The following is a 22,800-nucleotide window of genomic DNA, read 5'->3' as shown; positions in this document are numbered from 1 at the left end:
GGGACTAGTTGTTCCCATACTCTTTTTCCATTTAAAAGGGGGATTTTCCAGTGGTAGATATACACTCCCATGTTTTGCATAGTTTAGATGACGGTCCTGACTCTATGGAAGGGACATTGAAAATCATACAAAGCGCAGTCAACGAAGGAATTACAGATTTGATTGCAACGCCCCATGTGCATAATCCACATTTTCATGTAACAGCTGCAGAGACATCGAAACAAGTAGTTGAATTAATGGAGTATATCGAGAGAGAAAAGATTCCATTAAGGGTGCATATAGGACAAGAGGTCAGAATACATGATTCGATCATCAAGAACTATGAGGCAGATGAGCTATTAACACTTGCGGATTCCCGATATATGTTACTTGAATTGCCGTCTCATACAGTCCCATCCTACACAGTGAAAGTCATTGAACAATTAACGGAGATCGGTATTGTCCCAATCATTGCCCATCCTGAGAGAAATCGGGCGATTGCGGAAAAACCGGAGAGACTCCAAAGGCTCATTCGTCATGGTGCATATGCCCAAATTACCGCAGGAAGTGTTTCAGGACATTTCGGTAAAGGGATACAAGATCTGTCAATGAGGTTAATAGAGGCAAATTGTATTCATACGTATGGATCGGATGTCCATAACATGGAGACGAGACCTCTTGAGTATGCCAAAGGTCTTGATATATTGGAGAAAAAGAAATTCGAGGAAATAGTCGGAGTTTTTCTTGAAAATAATGCAAGAATTCTCTTGGATAAACCGCTCATTCAGTTAGAGATGGGTGATGTAAGGAAAAAAAGTTGGTGGAAAATAGGAGTAAAGATTTAAGTACTTATACAAACCGATTCAAGTTCATGACACGAAATCGTAAATATGCAAAAAAAACGCCAATTTGTTAGAAAATTTCCTAAATAGTAGTAATGACAATTTCATAGGTGACTGGTATAATAGTAACTACTATATAGTAATAATAGTTTATTAGAAATAAAAACGAAGGGCGTGAGTCGCATATCTGTTAAAAATAGGTTGACGATGTTGTTTTTGGTGGATTCTTTTATAGTGCTTTTTTCAATCTTCATAGGGTATTTCATCCTAAATCCGACTATCAATCTTTTAACAAATAAGGTGTTGTTAGTCAGCGTCATAGCAATCCAAATCGCCCATCACGTATTAGCTTGGTATTTTGGCTTGTACCGGAAAGCTTGGACATACGCATCCATCGGAGAGTTGAAATTGATTTTCAAGGCAGTTACGTGGGCAATCGTAGTTGTCGCTTTAGTTCAATTGGTAATTGCCCAAGACATTTACTTCAGAGCACTGGCGATCACTTGGATGCTACATATATTGTTAATCGGAGGTTCAAGGCTTTCGTGGAGGTTGTACCGTGATACGGTTAATCGGAAGCAGGATGTAGAAGCGAAGCGTACGATGATTGTCGGGGCTGGACAAGCCGGCAGCATGATTGTACGTCAAATTTTACAGAACCCTGATTGTGGGATGACTCCCGTCGTTTTCGTTGATGATGACAGGAAGAAACAAGGACTTGAGATTTATGGCGTGAAGGTTAGTGGTGGAACTAAATATATCCAAGCAATTGCGGAAGATAATGATATTGAAAAGATAATAATTGCTATTCCATCAATGGATAAACAAGAACAGGCAGAGCTCTTGAAACGATGTGTCGACACCGGGATAAAGACACAAAAAATCCCGCGCATCGAGGACATCATGACAGGTAAAGTCTCTGTAACTGATATGCAGGACGTCAGAATCGAGGACTTGTTAGGGCGTGATGAAGTACAGCTTGATATGGAAGCAATAGCGAATAAGCTGACGGGCAAAACGATCATGATCACAGGAGCTGGCGGCTCGATCGGATCGGAAATTTGCCGGCAAGTGAATCGGTTTACACCGAAGAAACTCATTTTGTTAGGGCATGGTGAAAACTCCATCTACTTAATAGAACGTGAACTTAGGGAAAAAGTTTCACTTGAAACAGAAATTGTTCCCGTTATTGCGGATGTACAAGATAGACAACGGATCTTTGATATCGTATCGGAGCATCAACCGGATGTGATTTACCATGCGGCGGCTCATAAGCATGTACCGTTGATGGAAGCGAATCCTATGGAAGCAGTAAAAAATAATATATTTGGTACGAAGAATGTTGCGGAAGCGGCGGATATGTTTGGAGTACCGCATTTTGTATTAGTCTCAACTGATAAAGCGGTAAACCCTCCTAATGTAATGGGTGCGACGAAGCGTTTTGCGGAGATGATTGTGCAGAATCTGGCAAAGAACAGTCAGACCAAATTTGCGGCGGTTCGTTTTGGGAATGTACTTGGATCTCGTGGAAGTGTTGTCCCGTTGTTTAGGAATCAGATTGCGGCAGGGGGGCCGGTAACGGTTACGGATCCGGAGATGACTCGGTATTTTATGACGATTCCGGAAGCATCAAGGCTTGTAATTCAAGCGGGAACTCTTGCTCGTGGTGGGGAAGTGTTTGTGCTTGATATGGGTGAGCCTGTGAAGATTGTGGATTTGGCGAAGAACCTTATTAATCTATCTGGTTATAGCGAGAATGAGATTAAGATAGAGTTTAGTGGGATTAGGCCTGGAGAGAAGTTGTTTGAAGAGTTGTTGAATGAGAATGAACGGCAGAGTGAGTATGTGTTTCCGAAGATTTATGTTGGGAAGGCTACTCCGATATCTGAGTTGGAGCAGCAGTATGTGTTGGATAGGTTGCTTAATATGGATGTGGAGGAGTTAAGAAAGACTTTAGTTGGGTTAGCTAATCGGAAGTATGTGGAATCTTCTTTAAAGGTTACCGTATAATACAAGTAGTATCACTAAGGTTAAATGAATTAGATAATATATAGTTGATTCGAAAAAAGAAATAAAATAGGCTTTGTAGATGGGGGAATGACAGTGATATATCCTATTAAAAAGGTAGTTAGAACTTTATCACACAACAATATATTTGTAAAAAGATTGTATCTAACTTCAAATAAAGTAAAAATGTATCTATTGAAAAACATTAGTGATGAAACGTTCGCGAAAATGAAGTATAAAGAAAATACTGGTCAAACGCTTAATCTGAGTAATCCAAAAACATATAATGAAAAGCTATGGTGGTTAAAGCTTAATAATAGGAACCCTTTACTAACTGTTTGTTCAGATAAGTTCGAGGTACGTAAGTATGTTGAGGAAAAGGGATTAAAACATATTTTAACTACAATTTACGGAGTATATGATAATGCGGAAAACATAGATTACAATGTTATTCCTGAGAAAGCTTTTATAAAATGTAACCATGGGTCTGGGACAAATATAATATACGATAAAGAAAAATTTAATAAAATTAAATTTGAGAAGAAGTTCAATCGGGCTTTAAAAAAGAATTATTACTATCAGTCAAGAGAATGGAACTACAAGAATATTAAACCAAGGATAATTGTTGAGGAATTGTTAACTGACAAGGAAAACGTTTCTCTAATTGATTATAGGTTTATGTGCTTTGATGGAGAAGTAAAGCTGATACTTGTGGATATAAATACTGCTTCACCAGATGGTTCACATAATCCAAAGGCATTGAGGAATATTTATGATAATGATTTCAACTATTTAGATATTAAGATAGGTCGACAACAATTTGATAATAAATTAATATCAAAACCTAAAAATTTTAGCAAAATGATAGAATATGCTGAGATATTATCTAAACCGTTTCCTCACTGCCGAGTAGATTTATATAATATACAGGGAGAAATTTATTTCGGTGAAATAACATTTTACCCTGGAGGAGCAACTCAAAGGATTACTCCAGAAAAATGGTCATACGAAATTGGTGGTTGGATTAATTTGGAAGACGAGAGTCATAATCTGCAGGGATAATAAATTTTTGATATTGGATAGGTGCCGTTGAAGTGGAAAATAACTACATTAGTTTTCGAAGTATTCTTTTTATGATTACAACTATTATTATTTTTTTGTTCCGTGATGGACTTGGATATAGTGTTCCTTTATTTCTGATACTGACTGTGATATTAATTTCCTTGTTATTCTTAAATGTTAAAGAATTAGTTTACTTTTATTTATTTCTTATACCTTTAAGTGTAGGAAACATTTTGTATTTTGTAAATGCCGTATTCGGATTAATCTTCATAGTTAAGTTTTATAAAGAAATTAACGTGAAAAATACTTTTATAGTTGGGACTATATTAATTCTTTGGGAAGCTCTTCATTTAATACCAAGTGTTTTTCTAGGGTTTGATGAAAATATTGTAAAGTTGTTTGGTTTTTCTATTTGTTTGATAGTGACAATTGTTATAATTACAAGTGAAAAGTTACACTTGAATTTTATTCCACTTATCTTTTCATGGAGTTTAGGTTTAGCAAGTTTATGCGGAATTCTTTTTTTGAAGTATGCAAATCAATATGGATTATCAAATCTAACAAGTAGTATCAGAAGATTCGGATATATGTCATCTCAGTTTGATACAAGTAGTACTAGTTTACTTATAAACCCTAATACACTAGGAAAACTAGTTTTTCTTACAGTATTTTGTTTGTTAACAGTATTAGTGTTTGAAAAGAAATTTAGATTCTTAATTAGTTTTTTAATATTTTATTTTATAATTTTCGGCATATTTACAGGGTCGAGATCTTTTTTGCTAATAAGCATTATATTGTTGATTATATATACAATTGAAATGGTTATAAAAATAAGGAAAAATATAAAAGTTTTATTAACTATGATTATAACCTCTTTGATTATTATTTTCTTCGTAACTAATAATATGCAAGATACTTTAGAAATGTTTAGTGCGAGAATAGAGAGTGATAATATAACTGGTTCTAGAGATAAGATTTATAAGGAGTATACTGATACTTTAATTAATTCGCCTAATATAATCTACGGTGTAGGGATGCAAGAATATGTAACAAAATATAATGCAATAAATAATAATATTGTTTCTTCATCCCATAATGTTTTCATAGAGGTAATTGCAATATGGGGTTTGTTAGGTATGATAATTGTATGTTCCTTATTTATAACATTATATAAGTCAATGAAAATCAAAAGAAATTTAATTTATAAATCTTTCCTACCGTTTTTACCGTTGTTCGGGTTGTTCTTGTCCGCACAGTTTGGACAATTTTTCATTTCATATTACGATACTTTTCCAACTTTAATTTTAACTTTTATTAATATTAAGTATGCTGATTCCAAGTTGAGAGAAGAGAAGGATTTATAAAAATGTCGAAAAATTGGAACAGGATAAAAGTGTTTCGTAAAAAAGTTTCATGGTCATTGGCTGGAAATCTAATATATGCAATTTCGCAATGGGGAATAATTTCTATTATTGCAAGATACGGTTCTGCAGAGGACTTGGGGATATATTCATTAGGTTTAGCAGTTACTGCTCCAATAATTCTTTTTTTTAACTTTCAACTTAGAGTGATATTAGCTACTGATACTAATGAAGAATTTAATTTTCCTAAATATTTAGGAGGAAGAATAGTTCATTTAACTTTAGCTTATATTATAATTATTTGCATTTCTTTATTATATAGCAAAGATACTATCACACTCTTCGTCATTCTTTTGATTGGATTAGTAAAATATGTTGAATCGTTAAGTGATATATGTATGGGCTATTTTCAAAGAAAAAGTAGAATCGATCTTATAGGAAGATCACAGTTTTTTAGAGGACTATTTAGTATGCTCTTTTTTGGAGTTTTTTATATTCTAACGAAGAGTATAGTAATTTCAATATTGATTCTCCTAATCGTTATGGTTTTAAGATTAATATTCTATGACTTTAGAAACTTATCACGTTTTACTCTTTACAAACCAATATTTGATCAAAATGCTATAAAACAAATTAAATGGTTTTTTCCCTTAGGTCTTACCTCGTTAATTAGTTCTCTAAATACTAATATACCAAGATACTTTTTAGATCATTATACTAGTGTTGCAGATGTAGGAGTATTTTCCGCACTATATTATATTTTGGTGGCAAGTAATATGTTAATATCACCTATTTCATTATTAGCTGCACCCAGAATTGCAAAAACCCTTAAAAGCAAGACAGTCAGACCGTTTATAAAAATCAATATTCAGCTTTTTCTTATAGCGATTTTGGGATCATTGTTAATTGTTGTACCTATATTTATAAGAGGAGACTTAATATTAACATTATTGTATGGCGGTGAATATGCGTTATATCAGGATACCTTTTTAATAATTTCTTCCACTTTAGTATTTGGATTTTTGGTTGCGTTTCTAAACATTTCTGTTATCGCTGCAAGAGCTATTCGAATTCAACCAATAATAAATACTGTTACAGTGATTGTTACAATAGTCGCAGGGTTTTTATTAATTAAGTCATTTGGTATATACGGGGCGGCATGGACTTTGTTTATATCAAGATTAACACAGACATTTTTATACATAATTTTATTCGTATATATTGTGATAAATAAAATCTCAAAAGAGAAAACAATGAGGTAGCCAATGAAAATAGTTCATATAATTCCTTCCCTAAATTCAGGAGGAGCAGAAACAATGCTCTATAAGTTGCTGAAATTTAGACAAAGCGAAATGGATATTGAAATTATTACTTTTATTTCAGATGGTTTTTATGCAAATGAAATTCGGGAAATGAATATTTCTGTACATGAAATAAATATTAAGAAACTCAGAATTAAGAGTGTGTTTAAAATCATTAACATTCTTAAGGGTGCGGATATTGTTCAATCTTGGATGTATCACTCAGATTTAATAGCGTTGATTTTCGGAAAACTTTTGCTGAAAAAAAAGGTTGTTTGGGGAATTCGAAGAAGTTATTTAGCTAAGGAGAAAATGAATAAAAGAACATATTTTATTGCGAAAGTGTGTTCTTTTTTTAGTGGGTATGTAGATGGAATTGTCAGTTGTACGGAAGTAGGGAAAATAAATCACTTGAATTTTGGATACCACAACAAGTGTTTTTTAGTGATTCCAAACGGCTTTGATTTGGAACAATTTAATCCGGATTCAGGTTTTGGAATTAAGGAAACCGAACTCTTGAGACTATTAAATATTTCACGTTGGGAGCCATTGAAAGACCATAATACATTATTAGCTGCCGCTAATATTCTCAAAACTAATGGCATTAAGTTTGAATTATTATTAGTTGGAAAAAACATTGATTATAAAAATAAAGTTTTAATAAATTTAATTTCTTATTATGGTTTAGAAAATGAAGTAAAATTATTAGGAGTAAGAAAGGACATTCCAGATATAATGTATTCTTCCGATATCTATGTGTCCTCATCAATAAGTGAAGGTTTTCCTAACGTTATTGGTGAAGCAATGTCATCGGAATTGTATTGCGTAGCAACAAATGCAGGTGATACAGAATTAATAATTGGCGGATTAGGTACGGTTGTTCCTGTCTGTAGCCCCGAAAAACTTGCAGATGGAATACAGAAGGCGCTTAATATCGATAAAACCAAACTAATGGAAATTAAAACACAAGCCAGAAAAAGAATAGAAGAAGAGTTTTCGATTCAAAGAATTGTAAAAGAGTACGAAACGATGTATAAAAAAATATATCAGATAGGATGATTTTATGAAAATCTTAATAACTGGTTCAGCTGGTTTTATTGGATTTAATTTAGCTAAAAAACTGTTGGAACTAAACTACCAAGTAATTGGAATTGATAATATGAACGATTACTATGAAGTATCAATGAAAGAAAATCGCCTTAAAATACTTAATGAGTCAAACTTTAAATTCTATCCGAAAGATTTAGAAGATCGCAAGGCTATAAATACAATATTTAAAAATGAATCACCAAGTGTAGTTATTAATTTAGCGGCACAAGCCGGAGTACGTTATAGTTTGGAAAATCCCCATGCATATATAGATTCGAATATTGTAGGCTTTATGAACATCTTGGAAGCCTGCAGACATAGTAAGGTTAATCAATTGATTTATGCATCTTCAAGTTCCGTTTATGGTGCAAATACATCACTACCTTTTTCTACGAGTGATAATATCGATCACCCATTAAGCTTGTATGCGGCTACAAAAAAAGCAAATGAGTTGATGGCCCATACATATAGTAGCTTATATGGAATTCCGACAACGGGGCTCCGTTTCTTCACTGTGTATGGACCCTGGGGACGCCCTGATATGGCACTATTCAAATTCACAAAGAACATTATTGAAGGTAAGCCAATTGATGTATATAACAACGGTGAAATGCTACGTGATTTTACATATGTCGATGATATTGTTGAAGCGATTTCACGATTGATTGTAAAGCCAGCCAAGGCTAATCCAGATTGGTCAGGTAAGAATCCTGATCCTAGTTCAAGTTACGCACCATATAAAGTATATAATATTGGGAATAATAGCCCAGTTAATTTGATGGAATTCATTGAAGCAATTGAAGAAAAGGTCGGAAAAAAAGCAATTAAGAACTTTATGCCACTTCAGGCAGGGGATGTACCTGCAACTTATGCAGATGTGGAAGATCTTTATCGTACCATAGAATTCCGCCCTCAGACTTTAATAAAAGACGGGGTGGGTAAGTTTGTAGATTGGTATATTGATTATTACAAAGTAAAACTGTGAGGATGGTAGAGATGAATCGGAAAATTGCTGTAGTCGGATTAGGATATGTTGGATTACCTGTTGCTGTTGCTTTTGGGAAGAAACATCCTGTTGTTGGTTTCGATATTAATGAAAATCGTATCCAAACATTGAAATCAGGTATTGATTATACAAATGAAGTAGAACCAGCGGACTTACAAGCTGCTCAAATTGAATTCACTACCAAGGGAGAACGGTTAAATGAAACAGATTTTATTATTGTATCAGTACCCACCCCTATAACTGCTCATAACCAACCAGACTTGACACCATTATTAAAGGCGTCACACACTGTCGGTGCTAATATTCAAAAAGGAACTATTGTAGTATTTGAATCAACTGTATTTCCTGGTGCTACTGAGGAAGCTTGTGTTCCAGTATTAGAGAAAGCTTCGGGACTAGTTTGTGGTAAAGACTTTTTTGTAGGTTATTCACCTGAACGCATTAATCCGGGAGATAAAGTACATACATTTACCAATATTACAAAAGTTGTATCTGGACAAACAGCTGAAGTGTTGGATATTGTTGCAGAGGTTTATTCAAGTGTTGTTACTGCAGGTGTACATAAAGCAAGTTCTATTAAAGTGGCGGAGGCTGCAAAAGTGATTGAAAATACACAGCGTGACGTGAATATTGCATTAATGAACGAATTGGCTTTGATTTTTGACCGCATTGGGATTGATACAGCGGAAGTATTGGAAGCGGCAGGAACAAAATGGAACTTCCTCAAATTCACTCCTGGCTTAGTAGGAGGACATTGTATTGGTGTAGACCCCTATTATTTGACACATAAGGCAGAAATGGTAGGACATCACCCGGAGGTTATTTTGGCTGGACGCCGAATCAATGATGAAATTGGAAAATATATTGCAAGAACATTAGTTAAGAAGTTGATTAAGTCTAATTTACCAGTACAAGGAGCAAGAGTCACAATACTTGGATTAACGTTTAAAGAAAATGTTCCAGATCTACGAAATTCCAAAGTTATTGATGTAATCCAGGAATTGAAGGAATACGGCGTCGATGTTCAAATAACAGATGCACAGGCAGACAATGCTTCTGCATTGAGAGAGTACGAGGTATCTTTAACTAATTATAATGAACTATTGCCAGCAGAAGCAGTTGTTTTAGCAGTTCCACATGATGAGTACATTCAGGAAGGCTGGCCACAGTTTGATAAACTATTAAAACATGGTAAAGGGATAGTTGTAGATATTAAAAGTGCACTGGATAAAGAACAAAAGCCTGAGAAAATTGATTTATGGAGACTATAATAAAAAAGTGTTATGTTATGTTCCTTCTTATTGGGTTAATGTACAAATTTTCAACTTCTAAGATGATTGTTTGTTAATTAGAGTTTTTATAGATATAACTTTGTAAATCCTTATCAGAGTTTTGTGGGAAGATTGAGCCAGCGGTGCAAATTCTTATGCGACTATATACGGACAACCAAGCCAATATGTACTGGTCTTGCAAGCCATCGGGACGGGTTTTTCAATATGTGTAAGTGATTAAGCAAGCCGGTGAAATAGCCTTTCGCATTTTTCTACGGGCTTTGTTAAATTGGTACTCTATTTTGCCAATGTTTATTCAAGGAGGTTTTATAATTGTATCGAAAGTTTTTCAAAAGAGCTATTGACTTGGTTGTCTCATTAATGGCAATCATTTTACTAAGCCCTATTCTATTATTGGTCGCTTTTTTAGTTAAAACTAAATTGGGTAGTCCTATATTGTTTAAACAGGAACGACCTGGATTGAATGAAAAGAAATTTACAATGTACAAGTTTCGAACAATGACAAATGAAAAGGACAAAAATGGTGTACTTCTTTCTAATGAGGATAGATTAACTGGTTTTGGAAGATTTTTAAGAAGCACAAGTCTGGATGAATTACCTGAACTAATCAATGTTATTAAAGGGGAAATGAGCTTGGTAGGTCCTAGACCGCTACTTGTTGAGTATTTAAGCCTTTATAATAAGGAGCAGGCAAGAAGGCATAATGTTAAACCAGGAATCACAGGGTGGGCGCAAATAAATGGTAGGAATGCTGTGTCATGGAATGAAAAGTTTGATTATGATAATTGGTATGTTGATAATTACAATCTTTTTATTGATATAAAAATTATTATAGTAACATTGAAAAAAGTATTTGTCAGGGAAGGTATTCAATATAATTCAAATGGTGACACAAATAAGTTTAAAGGAAACAAAATCTAATGAAACATATTTTTGTAATAGGTAGCGGAGGATTCAGCAAACAGGTTATAGAGATAGTTGAAGAAATAAATAGCAGCTCGAATAGGCAAAAATATCTTATCAAAGGGATTATTGATGATGATTTAAAAAAGAAAGGGAAAAATGTATTAGGATATGAAATTGTAGGAGATACAGACTATTTAAAAAAGATCTCAAGTATTAATGAAATTAATGCAGTAATTGCTATCGGAAATGGCCAAATCAGGAAGAGGATTGCCGATAAATTACTAAATGTAAATTGGGTTAATTTAATTCATCCGAAAGCAGTTATTTCCAAGCACGGTAATATAGGTATAGGTAATATAGTATGTGCTGGTGCAATAATAAATCCAATGTATTCAATTGGTAATCATATCAATATTAACATCGGCTGCACAGTTGGACATGATGTGAATTTAAATGACTTTTCGACATTAAATCCAGGTTGTAATATTTCGGGAAATGTTAATATTGAAATGGTTTCAATGATTGGTACTGGAAGTTGCATTATTCAAGGGATTAGAGTTGGCCAATACTCGATTGTTGGGGCTGGTGCTGTTGTAATAAAGGATGTTGACCCCTTCAGCTTGTATGTGGGAGTCCCAGCTACAAAAGTAAATAAGTAAAATAAAAGTCACTTATATATTGAAATAAGGCAATTTTTAATAATAGAGTGCCTTTACAGGAGTTGAAAAAGTGAATTTGTCTGAGAGAATTAGGAATATTGGTTTTTGGGGAACTGACCTACTTATGGGAGGCGCAGTTTTAAAGAACCTTAAAGAACTAACTTCATTTTCAAGTAATTCTTCTTTAATGAGAAAAACAAGTAGTATAAGACTTAAAGAACTATTAAAGCATGCTTGTGAAACCACAAATTTCTATAAAAATTACAAGGGTAAAACTGATTTGGGTGAATTTCCAGTTATCGGTAAAAATGTCATTAGACAATACTATAATGACTTTCTATCAAATAAATATGAAGAAAATTCATTAATAAAGGTAACAACTAGTGGTTCTTATGGAACCCCTTTCACGTTTTTATTGTCTAAGCATAAAAAGAAGCGCCAATTCTCGGAAGTTGTATTTTTTAATAGCTGGGTAGATTACAAGATTGGAATGAAACATGTTTTAATAGGCGCAAAAGATAGAAGTCGTATTAATATGCTATTACAAAATAAAATATTTATGAAGCCAACAGAATTAGATATTAGTTGGTTAGAACAACAAAGAAAAACTTTGTTGGAAAAAGGCGTCAAAACCATTATTGGTTATCCTTCCGTAATTAAAGCATTAGCTGAATTCTGTAAATCAAAGGGAGATACAGCCGCTAATTTTAATATTACGGGAATAATTGCAACATCAGAACCGTTGTATGAAGAGACAAGGGAAATTGCCGAGAAGATATTTGGTTGTGCAGTAGTGGGAAGGTATGCTTCTGAAGAATTAGGTGTTATAGCACATGAGTGTATTCAGGAAAGAAATTATCATTTGAACGAAGCAAGTTATAAAATTGAATTATTGGCAATTGATGAAGATCGTCCCGTAACAAGAGGAGAGTTAGGAAGGGTGGTTGTAACAGACCTTTATTCACATGCAATGCCACTTATTAGATATGACACAGGGGATTTGGCAGTTTTAAAAGAAAATTTTAAATGTAAATGTGGGTTTGATTCTCCAGTGTTTGAAAGAATTGAAGGAAGAAACGTTGAAATAATTTACAATACATCGGGGATAAGAATATCTCCATTTGCTATAAATAGTACCATGCGTGATATCAATCATGTTTTTCAATTTCAGTTCATTCAAAAGAATGCATCACTCTATATACTAAGATTATCTGTACTTGATTCATATATAAAAGGTGAAACTGAATCAATAATATTGACACGTTTAAAGAATGTACTTGGTAATGACGCAGAAATTATTCTTGAATATACATCTACAATTCCCCCTTTAAAGTCGGGAAAAAGACCCTACATAATTAGTGAGTATAAAAAGTAAGATAAATAATGCAATTTGATGAACTTAAGCGTTGATTTCATGCGAAAGTTTATTGAGGTAATTTGAAAATTGTTAGGACGGTAAGCGTTTTAGTCTATGGAAAGAAATGGTGGTAATTTGAAAAAAATCTTAATACTGGCTAATGCAACAAAAGGTCTATACCTTTTTAGAAGAGAGCTTTTAGATAGGCTATTGATGGAAGGTTATGAAGTTTATATTGCATCACCTAAACATGAGAAAATGTCTTATTTTAAACAAAAAGGATTTAAATGCATAGAGGTGAAAATGAATAGACGTGGGAAGAACCCATTAACTGATTTGAAACTATTCATGTCTTACCTTAATATTCTGAAAGACCTTAAACCATTTCTTGTATTGACATATACAATTAAACCAAATATATATGGTGGAATTGCTTGTAGAATGCTTAGAATACCATATATAGCAAATATAACAGGTTTAGGGACATCAATTGAAAACAAAGGATTATTACAATTAATTTCCTTATATCTTTATAAGGTTGGATTAAAAAAAGCAAAGTGTGTTTTTTTTCAGAACGACAAAAATTTAGAGGTTTTTAAAGAGAAAAAAATCGTTTTGGATAAGGCAAGATTAATTCCTGGCTCAGGAGTTAATTTAGAACAATTCCCTTTAGAGGATTACCCGCCAGATAGTGGAAAAATTAAGTTTCTTTTTATTGGTCGGATGATGAAGTCAAAAGGAATTAATGAATTATTGAAGGTTGCCGAAATGGTAAAGAAGAGTTATTCAAATGTTGATTTTAACTTTATTGGTAGCTGCGAGGAAAGTTATTACCAATTGTTAATGGAATATGAAAGGAAAGGTATATTAAAATACCACGGATCCCAAAATGATGTCCGTCCTTTCATAAAAGATAGTCATGCAATAATTAATCCATCACATCATGAAGGAATGTCCAACGTCTTATTGGAATCTGCATCAATGGGTCGACCTGTTATCGCTTCCAATATTCCTGGGTGTATAGAGACCTTTGACGAAAGAGTAAGTGGTATCGGGTTTGAAGCAATGAATGCGGAAAGTATGCATAAAGCTATTATTCATTTCTTGGAGATGCCTTACGGAGAAAAAAAACTGATGGGTATCGCAGGGCGTGAAAAGATGGAGAATCAATTTGATCGCAGTATTATAATAAATGCATATTTATCTGAAATAGATAAAGTTTAATAGTCGATATAAAGTGCAGATGCCTGATCCGCAGTGAATAAGTTATTCAGAAGACATGGATTGAAATCGGAATGCTTTAAGAAATAAGGAAGATCAGCTTTTTTGAAAAAGGTTATATGTTAATTAGACTATAAAATGAAACTTAATACTTCATGATGAGGAATGATTTTAATGAATGCACGAATCTTACTTTCCCCCCCACATATGAGTGGGAATGAACAGAAGTATATAAATGAGGCATTCGAAACGAATTGGATTGCACCGCTTGGACCGAATGTAAATGCATTTGAAAGTGAACTATCAAACTATGTTGGTAGTGGCGGAGCTGCAGCGACTTCTTCCGGTACAGCGGCAATTCACTTGGCTTTAGAATTGCTTGGAGTAGGTAAGGGGGATACTGTTTTCTGCTCAAGCTTAACATTTGTGGCAAGTGCCAATCCAATTCTATACTCGGGGGCTACCCCTGTCTTTATTGATTCCGAAGACGAAACATGGAATATGTCACCGATTGCATTAGCACGTGCCATGGAAGTGGCACAATCGAGGCGGCAATTGCCCAAAGCCGTCATTGTTGTGAATTTGTATGGCCAAAGTGCCAAGATGGATGAATTAATGGCAATTTGTGACCGATACGAAGTCCCAGTGATCGAGGATGCTGCAGAATCATTGGGATCGTTATATAAAGGGAAGCAGAGTGGAACGTTTGGCCAATATGGTGTTTATTCCTTCAATGGAAATAAGATCATAACAACTTCGGGTGGGGGAATGTTAGTATCGGATGACCTGGATGGATTGGCACGTTCCAGATTTTTAGCAACACAAGCCCGTGATGCAGCGAAACATTATCAGCATAGTTCGGTTGGTTATAACTATCGAATGAGTAATATACTTGCAGGTGTGGGCCGAGCGCAGCTTGAGGTGTTGGATGAGCGTATAGAGGCGAGACGTGCGGTGTATGAAAGATATGTGGAAGCTCTTGCAAGCATTCAAGGTGTTGAGTTTATGCCGGAGTTGGAAGGTACTTATTCTAATAGATGGTTGACTGCAATGTTATTGGATCCTGGAAAGATCAGTGTAACTCCTTATGAACTGATTGATGCCTTGGAAGCAGAAAACATTGAGGCGAGACCTGTTTGGAAGCCGTTGCATTTGCAGCCGCTGTTTGAAGGGTGTGCATTTTATGCGCATGCTGAGGATGATGTGGTTAGTGAGCGATTGTTTGCGAGTGGGATTTGTCTTCCTTCGGGATCGAGTATGACGGTCGAGGAGCAGGAGAGGGTTATTGGGGTTGTTTGTGGTGTTTTGTGTGGGCAGGGTATTGTTTGAGATATAGGAATAGAATAGGATGATTTTGCCTCAGCTTTAAATGGCTGGGGCAATTTTATAGATTTAGTTATTGGAATATTTAATCAGGGAATTTCTTTAAAAGTTAAATTTATTTGTGAATATTTTTTGGGAAGATTTAGGGCAGGCATAAAGGATGATTTAAAGTATGTTCATCATTAATAATAATGGAATGGAAGGAAAATACAATGAAAAGAAATCATATGTCAGTTATTTTAACTTTATTTATTATCCTTTTTTTAAGTGCATGCAATACAAATACTCTTGCAGGTAATATTAATGATAGTGGGGAGGAATTTTCGACGTATAATATAAAACTTGGAGATACCAAAGATATGGTAGTAGAGAAACTTGGTATACCGATAGAGAAGAAAAATAAAGTTCTGTATGGTATGGAATTGCTTGTTTACGAATACAATAATATTTCATTTGGCATATATGATGATAAAGTCATTACAATTATCTCCACAGACGAAGAATTTGAAACTAAATTAGGAATTGGGATAAATTCAACATATACGCAATTGGAAGGCATTTATCCAAATGGATTTCTTTATTTAAATCGAAATTACATAGTTCCATTTAAAGATACCACCCTTATCTTCACCTTAGGTACACTTATTGGCAATAACAAAAGAGAGCTTGTTGTAACAGACATAGAATATACCAAGGATTCCTCCTTACCCGAGGAGTATCTACTTGCATTATTGGAGGTAGAGGTGGCGACCAGAGAGGAAAATCAGCGACAACGACGCCTAAAACAGGCAAAGTTCCCTGTCCATAAGACATTGGATATGTATGATTTCAGCCTGATGCCAAGTCTTAATCGAAATCGGTTCCTGACATTGGCCAAAGGAGATTTCATCGAAAAGAAAGAGAATATAATTTTTCTTGGTAACAGTGGGACTGGGAAGTCTCATTTGTCAACTGGGCTGGGGATTGAACTTATTCAGAATGGTTTCAATGTCAAATTCATTACGGCAGCTGAACTGGTGGAAGAGCTTTTGATGGCTAACGAAGAACACAAACGAGGTGCTTTTGAGAAGAAGTGGCTCAAATATGATGTGATCATTGTGGATGAGTTAGGCTATGTCCCCTTTTCAAGAACCGGTGCGGAATTACTATTCCAGTTTTTCTCGGGACGTTATGAACGCGCGAGCGTCATCATTACCACCAATCTGGAATTCTCAGAATGGACTACAATCTTTGGAGATGAAAAAATGACAGCTGCGTTGCTTGATCGTTTAACACATCGATCTCACATCCACCTGTTAAATGGCGAATCTTATCGATTCAGACAAAGCCTCCGACAAGCAAATCAGGGGGTTGAAGGCGCGCGCGATGTTTATGATTCTGGCCCCTCGGGGTCAGAATCATAAACATCCATAATTCCCCAATACTGGGGAATCAAAAGAATAAAGTGGCTCACTTTTGATGTGATCGCTCTGGCTCAATTTCATGTTGACAAAAACATCAATCTAAACTCGAATTCGTTTCACGTATTATTCGTATTTGCAGGACAAGATCCATAACGCTGGTACGCGAGGTCACAATGCCTCTGGTTCTCGGTTCGGTGTAATCTAATGTCCCTTTAAAAAACAAACCACACTAATTAATATCAAAAATCGTTAGATTTTCTATTTTTTTTTGTATAACGTCAGCGTCATTAGCAAATGGCATTTCTGTAATACTAAAAGAAATGCACCCTATTTCATTTCCAAATAACTTCAAATTTGAAATTTTAGGAGGTGATAATTCTTTTGATTTTAGGTAGTTAGGCATTTCGTCTCTAAGTTCCATTAAAAGTCTCCCAAGTGCATTTACACCTACTAATGTATGGTCTTCAATAGGTATAGCACCCCAAAATTTATCTTTTACAGACTCTTCAACTATATCTCTGCCAATAGTTTCGACAAGTAACCCTCCAAAGCTTTCCCAATTCTGAATTAGTTTTATTCTTAAACACCATCTCATTATTAAAATTCTTATATCATTCCAATCTTGCCTACTATATTGCCTATACTTTTTACTCTTCATTTTAGCGGTCATGGGACTATTCTGAGCTATAATTTCGCTTTGAATTTCTGGATACTCAGTGAATCTAAGCGCCTGATATAAAGCTTCTGAACTTTTGATTTTCACATTGTTTATTTTTATTGGAAACCCAGCTGCCATATTGGATAATCCACCAAAGTCTTCCTTAGTTTTCCTGAAGGAAATGACATTTGTACGCCTATACGTTCTTTCATTATTTGAGATATTATCACCTTCCTATTAAACTATCCTTGGAAACAAAGGATACCAATTATTTAATGTTGAATTTCCCCACCATAAAACAAGCGGACTATTATTTGGAGCATTTCGATAAGTAATGACGATACTTCCAAAACCTAAGCTCAAACCATAATCATACCCCATTGCTTTAAAACTTTTGTTCGCAACAAGCTCACTTATTTTTACTCCGGATTCAAAAAATAGGTGTTCCAATAATTTTCTGTCTTCCTGACTCTGAAAATACTTGCTATTATTTATCAAACCATCTGGTCTAATTAATTTAATATACTGCTTCTGTTTTTCCGATCTTTCGTTATCGATTTCAGAAATATATTTAGTTGCCTCACTCGTGAATTTGTATTTATCGGAAGGCAGATAAGCATCATAGGTCTCTAACTTTTTAATATTATTGCTTAATGCTTTCTTATACCAAATGCTAATCTCAGTATAAGGTAATATTTTTTTCAATTCTTCCTTTATATAAGAATAATTTTTTGTATGAACAATGTAATAAATAACATCCAATTTTTTCACTTTAGTTATATCATCTACTTGTTCAACCCATCTTTCTATATCTCTTTTTAACCTGTTACCAGTATAAAAAACGTCATCTATATATACATATGACCCTTCTGCTACTTCATCTGATTCTATAATATTAAAATCAGAGTCGTCTCCAATTATATCTTTCAAAATATGAAGTAAATCAATTTGACTCGTACCAGTGTCTTGGATGTTCAAAAAGTAATGGTCTTTTGAATTATCACTAAATATTTTATCGCTTTTTATAATAGAATCTACGTAATTAATCATTTGACTTTTGCTTACATAGATTTTACCTATAATATAAACAAATTCACGCATAATGACTTCATGATATCTTTCTGGGAATTGACTTAACCATTTAGTCACATGAGCCTCGTCAAAAGTACAATTTTCATAGTCTTGGGCAATCTCAACTAATTCTTTAACTAAAGATGCAACTTTTGGCATTATATACACTCCTTAGAATTTAATCACAATATAACATAAAATGAAGTAATTTAAAACATAGACAATGAGATATATTTCTAAGACTTCAAAAACCTGAAAAAGAAAACTGCAAAAAAAATAAAAACCTTGGGTTACCCTACTATAGAATCTCCAAGTTTTATAACATTGATTTCGGGCACCAAGTTGAGTTACTGGACAAAGTTGAGCACATAGTAGGTCGGACTCCGGTCGGGTAAGATGTTAATGCTGTGTCTTAATTTTGGATACCATGTTCTCATTAAATTCTAAATTGTTTCAGAAGTTGGTACAGTTTTTTAATACCATCCACTAGTAACACTTCAGGTACAGTGAAATCACAAAAAGTGAATGATTTTGAAACTAAGTCATATTTATCCTTTCGCGAAAGGAGCCTACCAATGGTAAAGTATTCACTTAAATAGTTTTTACAACAGGATTAAGCTACCTTGAAAATCCAAGTCTTAAAAATTGTTTGTGATAGCAACTGTGGTACTTGCGGAAGGGGATTATTTTCATGCATGGCTTTGATTTAATAAGTATTTAGTTGATAATACTCCTGCATCTAATGCAACTGCTGAAACAATAACAAAAAAACCTGTTGCTTGACTCCTGTCTTTTTCTTCTCTTAATTTCAGGTACCAGGTTCTCATTGAATTCAGAATTGTTCCGGAATCTGGTACCTTTTTGAACGGGTCTGCCGAACCTTGACAATGCTCCGACCGAATCCTCTTCAAACGGCTGCATTGTATAAAGCACAGTTGGAATACCGTCGATTTCAGAATAGCACTCGCTTATGATGCCTAATTTAATGAGCTTCCTTATAGCGCAATAAATGGTGGATAGACATCTCCCGGTAGACTTAATCAGTTCATATGTCAGATTGGCAGCCCCATGCCAAGCCGTGTAGAAACGGATCAAATCCAATATATTGCGATCATCCTTCGTCAGAACAGCGTTGTGGCGATTCGTGTGCTTGAAAGAAGCGTGAAACATCTCTCCTGTATCTGCGAACTTGAAGTGTTCCTTAAAACATTGTGTCATTGGTAATTCCCCCTTTACCTTCTATATAGACAGGAGAGGTCAAAAAGGATACATTGTGAGGAAAATAATTTAACTTCCATCTTCCGAACTGCTTGTCGCAATCGAAGTATACATACAATTTCATTCGTCCCACTCATCCGCGAAATCCTTCATTTCGATCTTCACCTGAAATCCTTCAAAGGCCTGCAAAAAACGGCCGATTTCTTTCTATGTAAATCCCGTGAAGAGCGCATTCTTTCGCGCAAGAGCTCACCGAGTGAACTACCATTAGGTGCTATTGAATTCCCAACTGTTCCGGAATGTGACGCCCTTGCACTATCGGAGCCTTCTTTCAAAGCTATTTGCGGTAAAATTCACGACACCCTAACCGGCAAGACCACATAAATATTAGCATCAATCCCACCGTTCACAGGATGTAAATAATGAAACTTGTGAATGACATTCAACCTAACTAACTTACTGATTGCCCTGCGTACTGTTGCATTGGATCTCCCAATAGATTCCTCGATCATTTTGCACCTCAATTTTGCAGCCCCGTATTCTTCTGAATGACTGACGATGACATCAAGAACCTTCCGATCTGACTTGGTCAATTCATTCCAGTGAAGGATCGTATGCGAAAGATTTTTTATAATAAGCCGAAATACCCATTAGGAACAATGGAATTCCTCTACCGGCACATCATACAGCATAAAAATATCCTTGAAATATGTCTCATCGATCAACTTGTCCAACACACCTTTAAAGTACCCCGGCAAATTGCGGATTTCCTTCCTTTTTGTCGCCATTACAGTGATCATCAACGCACGATACGCAAGGTCCTCAAACACATGCTTGTCATCCTGATAAATCTCATATTTCAACATTCGTCCCGAGATGGCCCTGTGGATACCGAAGAATTCACGGGCTAATTTTGAGTCTCCAATTGTTCCTGCAAGGAGATTTTTCATTCGACTGAATAGACTTGTGGATAACTTTTGCGACTCCACTGGAGACGTGTTAGTAAGATCTTTAGATTTTAATAGAGATTTAGAAGGAAGAGCTTGGTCCCTAAAAATTTGCTTGTACTCCTTGTCGTCATGCGGTTTATTGTCATCATCCCGATCGACCATTTTCCCCTGGTCATCTAAGGGTAAGATGACGTAGATGTTGGCGCCGAGACCGCTCATTATAGGACGGATAAAGCGGACTTTTTCAATGATGCCTAACTGGACAAGTTTCCGGATGGCGCGTCTCACAGTGATATTTGATTTACCTATGGCGGTCTCAATCGTTTCATGCTTCAAATGTGCAGCTCCGTATTTTACGGAATAGCGGCGGATGATCTCTAAAACTTGGCGATCCGACTTCGTCATTTCATCATAGTGGCGCATGATATGCTGCTCTGCGGCAGTGTCCATTTCCTCGATTGTATTGAAGCGAGCGTGTTGTTTTAAGTAATGTAGCATTTTGATGTCCCCCTTTACTATCTATATAGATGGGAAAGGGCAAAAGGGATACTTCGTGGGGTAATTTATTTTAAAAGTTGTTTGTTGGGGATAATAGCACGGTTTTCAACATAAAAAAATAGGCATTACAGATTGTGGTGGTCTGTAGTGCCTCTTACTATTGGTAAACTAATTTTTGGTGTTGATATCCGTACTTTTTAAACCGGGGTGATTATGTATTGGCGTTTGGATAGCTGTACATGACTGAGTAGCATATGAAGACGCGACTTCTGCTGACGGACTGTGTATGGTGAAACCGATACTTTGATGGAAATGTCATTGTTGAAAGTAATTAATGTGTTCTTACTATCTATCGGTTCAGTCTGGAAAAAATGACTGAAGATGTAGATGCAATCATCATGTTTTGAAGATTTTGTTGGAAAAACGCCAACCTCATCGCTGATTAAGAACGGTGTCTTCCTATTGAACTTTAGAAGTTTCCTCGCCGCCTCCTTGCGGCCAGCCTTAGAAGAATAATGGCGCAGGCATGCCTTGTCTAACAGTTCTTTAGGGTTTAATGATGAGTAGTAGATGCCATGAGTTGTAATAATTTTGGACAAGTACTTCTCAGAAAAATAAGGTTTTAGAGCCAATGCCCGACTATCTAACAAAAAACTATCATCTTTCATACTATATCCTCCTTTATTCTCATTCTTCTATCTTACCGTAATATTCCAATAAAAAATAGTCAAAAGATGTAGAAAATACATATTTATTTTAAAAATTGTCTACAAAAGACCTCTTTTACCCTATTTATATACCAAGTATGGTAAGCCAAACGTCATAAATGCTCATTGGTGTCTATAGTTCGTTCCCTCTATGATGAAGATACCCGGGAATAAACTGAATCGTGCACGATCGGAAAGGTCAACCAAGTGTTGAATTTTGAAGACGTGTTAACTCAATATGAACCAATGATTTCGGCATGTATACGGCAATTGAATATCTATCGCGATTTTGACCAATTCCAGCAAACAGGTAGGGTAGCCCTCTGGTATGCATGGAAACGATTTGATAAGCAAAAAGGGGATTTCACACCATTCGCCTATTGGTCTATTCGCGGTGCAATGATGGATGAGATGAAAAGAGAAAATCGCTTTGAGCAACATCACATGCCTACTGAGGATGAAATGTTGACAAATTTGATTGAAGTGGATGATGGAGGGGGGAATTGCGGAAACAGACAGCTGCAAAACGTGATTGAATCGCTGACAGAAGATGATCGGAAATTGCTGCAATGGTTGTTTATCGAGGCATGCAGTCAGGCGGAATGTGCGAAGAGATTTGGCATTTCCGTGTCGGGTGTGAAGAAACGAAGGCAGCGGGTATTGCAGAAGGTACGGGAGATGTTTGTAAAGGTACCTGTGCATGAATGAATTCAGTCAATTCACTACAATTGTATGTTTATAAGAATGAAATTATATAAGGCTGGTTTTTTTGATGCTGGACTTATTTTTATTCACATTTAATGTATAAACAGAATATCCTTTGTGCGCATGCATGGATACAATTTGGGATTTGAGTTGTTAAGTGTCTGGAAATCCGATGAAATTGGGTC

Annotated in this window: 20 protein-coding genes; 15 read left to right on the top strand and 5 right to left on the bottom strand. The window is 35.3% G+C overall.

What is annotated here, in order from left to right:
* Positions 1 to 50: 50 nt before the first annotated feature.
* The 14 genes from NSQ43_RS16005 to istB all read left to right on the top strand — a co-directional run bounded on the left by NSQ43_RS16005 (position 51) and on the right by istB (position 16,808).
* On the top strand, positions 51 to 824 hold the full coding sequence (locus NSQ43_RS16005; protein WP_339251823.1) for a CpsB/CapC family capsule biosynthesis tyrosine phosphatase: 774 nt from the start codon (positions 51 to 53) through the stop codon (positions 822 to 824).
* A 180-nt stretch (positions 825 to 1,004) separates the two neighbouring features.
* Positions 1,005 to 2,831 carry a nucleoside-diphosphate sugar epimerase/dehydratase gene (locus tag NSQ43_RS16000; protein WP_339254956.1) on the top strand — a complete coding sequence of 609 codons (1,827 nt, stop codon included), beginning with the start codon at positions 1,005 to 1,007 and terminating at the stop codon, positions 2,829 to 2,831.
* Between the two features lie 93 nt (positions 2,832 to 2,924).
* Positions 2,925 to 3,890 carry an ATP-grasp fold amidoligase family protein gene (locus tag NSQ43_RS15995; protein ID WP_339251821.1) on the top strand — a complete coding sequence of 322 codons (966 nt, stop codon included), beginning with the start codon at positions 2,925 to 2,927 and terminating at the stop codon, positions 3,888 to 3,890.
* 32 nt (positions 3,891 to 3,922) lie between these two features.
* A complete protein-coding gene (locus NSQ43_RS15990; protein ID WP_339251819.1) occupies positions 3,923 to 5,254 on the top strand; it encodes an O-antigen ligase family protein in 1,332 nt (443 codons plus the stop codon).
* Between the two features lie 2 nt (positions 5,255 to 5,256).
* Positions 5,257 to 6,513 carry an oligosaccharide flippase family protein gene (locus NSQ43_RS15985; protein ID WP_339251817.1) on the top strand — a complete coding sequence of 419 codons (1,257 nt, stop codon included), beginning with the start codon at positions 5,257 to 5,259 and terminating at the stop codon, positions 6,511 to 6,513.
* A gap of 3 nt (positions 6,514 to 6,516) precedes the next feature.
* Positions 6,517 to 7,611 (top strand): glycosyltransferase, encoded by a 1,095-nt coding sequence (locus tag NSQ43_RS15980; protein WP_339251815.1) that lies wholly within the window; start codon positions 6,517 to 6,519, stop codon positions 7,609 to 7,611.
* Between the two features lie 4 nt (positions 7,612 to 7,615).
* Entirely contained in the window at positions 7,616 to 8,626 is a 1,011-nt protein-coding gene (locus NSQ43_RS15975; protein WP_339251813.1) for an NAD-dependent epimerase, read from the top strand.
* A gap of 11 nt (positions 8,627 to 8,637) precedes the next feature.
* On the top strand, positions 8,638 to 9,918 hold the full coding sequence (locus NSQ43_RS15970) for a nucleotide sugar dehydrogenase (RefSeq protein WP_339251811.1): 1,281 nt from the start codon (positions 8,638 to 8,640) through the stop codon (positions 9,916 to 9,918).
* A gap of 333 nt (positions 9,919 to 10,251) precedes the next feature.
* On the top strand, positions 10,252 to 10,860 hold the full coding sequence (locus NSQ43_RS15965) for a sugar transferase (protein WP_339251809.1): 609 nt from the start codon (positions 10,252 to 10,254) through the stop codon (positions 10,858 to 10,860).
* Entirely contained in the window at positions 10,860 to 11,504 is a 645-nt protein-coding gene (locus NSQ43_RS15960) for an acetyltransferase (RefSeq protein WP_339251807.1), read from the top strand. The genes NSQ43_RS15965 and NSQ43_RS15960 overlap by 1 nt, the downstream gene beginning before the upstream one ends.
* A 70-nt stretch (positions 11,505 to 11,574) precedes the next feature.
* Positions 11,575 to 12,879 carry a hypothetical protein gene (locus NSQ43_RS15955; protein ID WP_339251805.1) on the top strand — a complete coding sequence of 435 codons (1,305 nt, stop codon included), beginning with the start codon at positions 11,575 to 11,577 and terminating at the stop codon, positions 12,877 to 12,879.
* Positions 12,880 to 12,975: 96 nt separating this feature from the next.
* Positions 12,976 to 14,085, top strand: coding sequence for a glycosyltransferase family 4 protein (locus NSQ43_RS15950; RefSeq protein WP_339251803.1), 1,110 nt, complete (start codon positions 12,976 to 12,978; stop codon positions 14,083 to 14,085).
* Positions 14,086 to 14,247: 162 nt separating this feature from the next.
* Positions 14,248 to 15,411, top strand: a complete 1,164-nt coding sequence (locus tag NSQ43_RS15945) for an aminotransferase class I/II-fold pyridoxal phosphate-dependent enzyme (RefSeq protein ID WP_339251801.1) — start codon at positions 14,248 to 14,250, stop codon at positions 15,409 to 15,411.
* 206 nt (positions 15,412 to 15,617) lie between these two features.
* Complete coding sequence (istB, locus tag NSQ43_RS15940) at positions 15,618 to 16,808, top strand: IS21-like element helper ATPase IstB (RefSeq protein ID WP_339251799.1); 1,191 nt, start codon at positions 15,618 to 15,620, stop codon at positions 16,806 to 16,808.
* A 229-nt stretch (positions 16,809 to 17,037) separates the two neighbouring features.
* On the opposite strand, the gene NSQ43_RS15935 is transcribed toward istB, so the two are convergent.
* The 5 genes from NSQ43_RS15935 to NSQ43_RS15915 form a co-directional block, all read right to left on the bottom strand.
* Positions 17,038 to 17,649 (bottom strand): NADAR family protein, encoded by a 612-nt coding sequence (locus tag NSQ43_RS15935; protein WP_339254954.1) that lies wholly within the window; start codon positions 17,647 to 17,649, stop codon positions 17,038 to 17,040.
* A gap of 54 nt (positions 17,650 to 17,703) precedes the next feature.
* The gene (locus NSQ43_RS15930) at positions 17,704 to 18,696 is read right to left on the bottom strand and encodes a hypothetical protein (RefSeq protein ID WP_339251797.1); all 993 of its coding nucleotides are present in this window, start codon (positions 18,694 to 18,696) and stop codon (positions 17,704 to 17,706) included.
* 558 nt (positions 18,697 to 19,254) lie between these two features.
* Positions 19,255 to 19,755: a hypothetical protein gene (locus NSQ43_RS15925; protein WP_339251795.1), complete on the bottom strand. Its 501-nt coding sequence runs from the start codon at positions 19,753 to 19,755 to the stop codon at positions 19,255 to 19,257.
* A 650-nt stretch (positions 19,756 to 20,405) separates the two neighbouring features.
* Positions 20,406 to 21,203: a hypothetical protein gene (locus tag NSQ43_RS15920; RefSeq protein ID WP_339251793.1), complete on the bottom strand. Its 798-nt coding sequence runs from the start codon at positions 21,201 to 21,203 to the stop codon at positions 20,406 to 20,408.
* A 197-nt stretch (positions 21,204 to 21,400) separates the two neighbouring features.
* Positions 21,401 to 21,871 carry a competence protein ComK gene (locus NSQ43_RS15915; RefSeq protein WP_339251792.1) on the bottom strand — a complete coding sequence of 157 codons (471 nt, stop codon included), beginning with the start codon at positions 21,869 to 21,871 and terminating at the stop codon, positions 21,401 to 21,403.
* Between the two features lie 246 nt (positions 21,872 to 22,117).
* Here NSQ43_RS15915 and NSQ43_RS15910 point away from each other — a divergent pair, with 246 nt between their 5' ends.
* Positions 22,118 to 22,618, top strand: a complete 501-nt coding sequence (locus NSQ43_RS15910) for a sigma-70 family RNA polymerase sigma factor (protein WP_339251789.1) — start codon at positions 22,118 to 22,120, stop codon at positions 22,616 to 22,618.
* Positions 22,619 to 22,800: the final 182 nt, after the last annotated feature.

It is taken from the genome of Sporosarcina sp. FSL W8-0480, assembly GCF_037963765.1.
Lineage (GTDB): Bacteria > Bacillota > Bacilli > Bacillales_A > Planococcaceae > Sporosarcina.
Note: the sequence above shows the minus strand (reverse complement) of the source record. Positions and strands in the feature narration are given on the sequence as shown.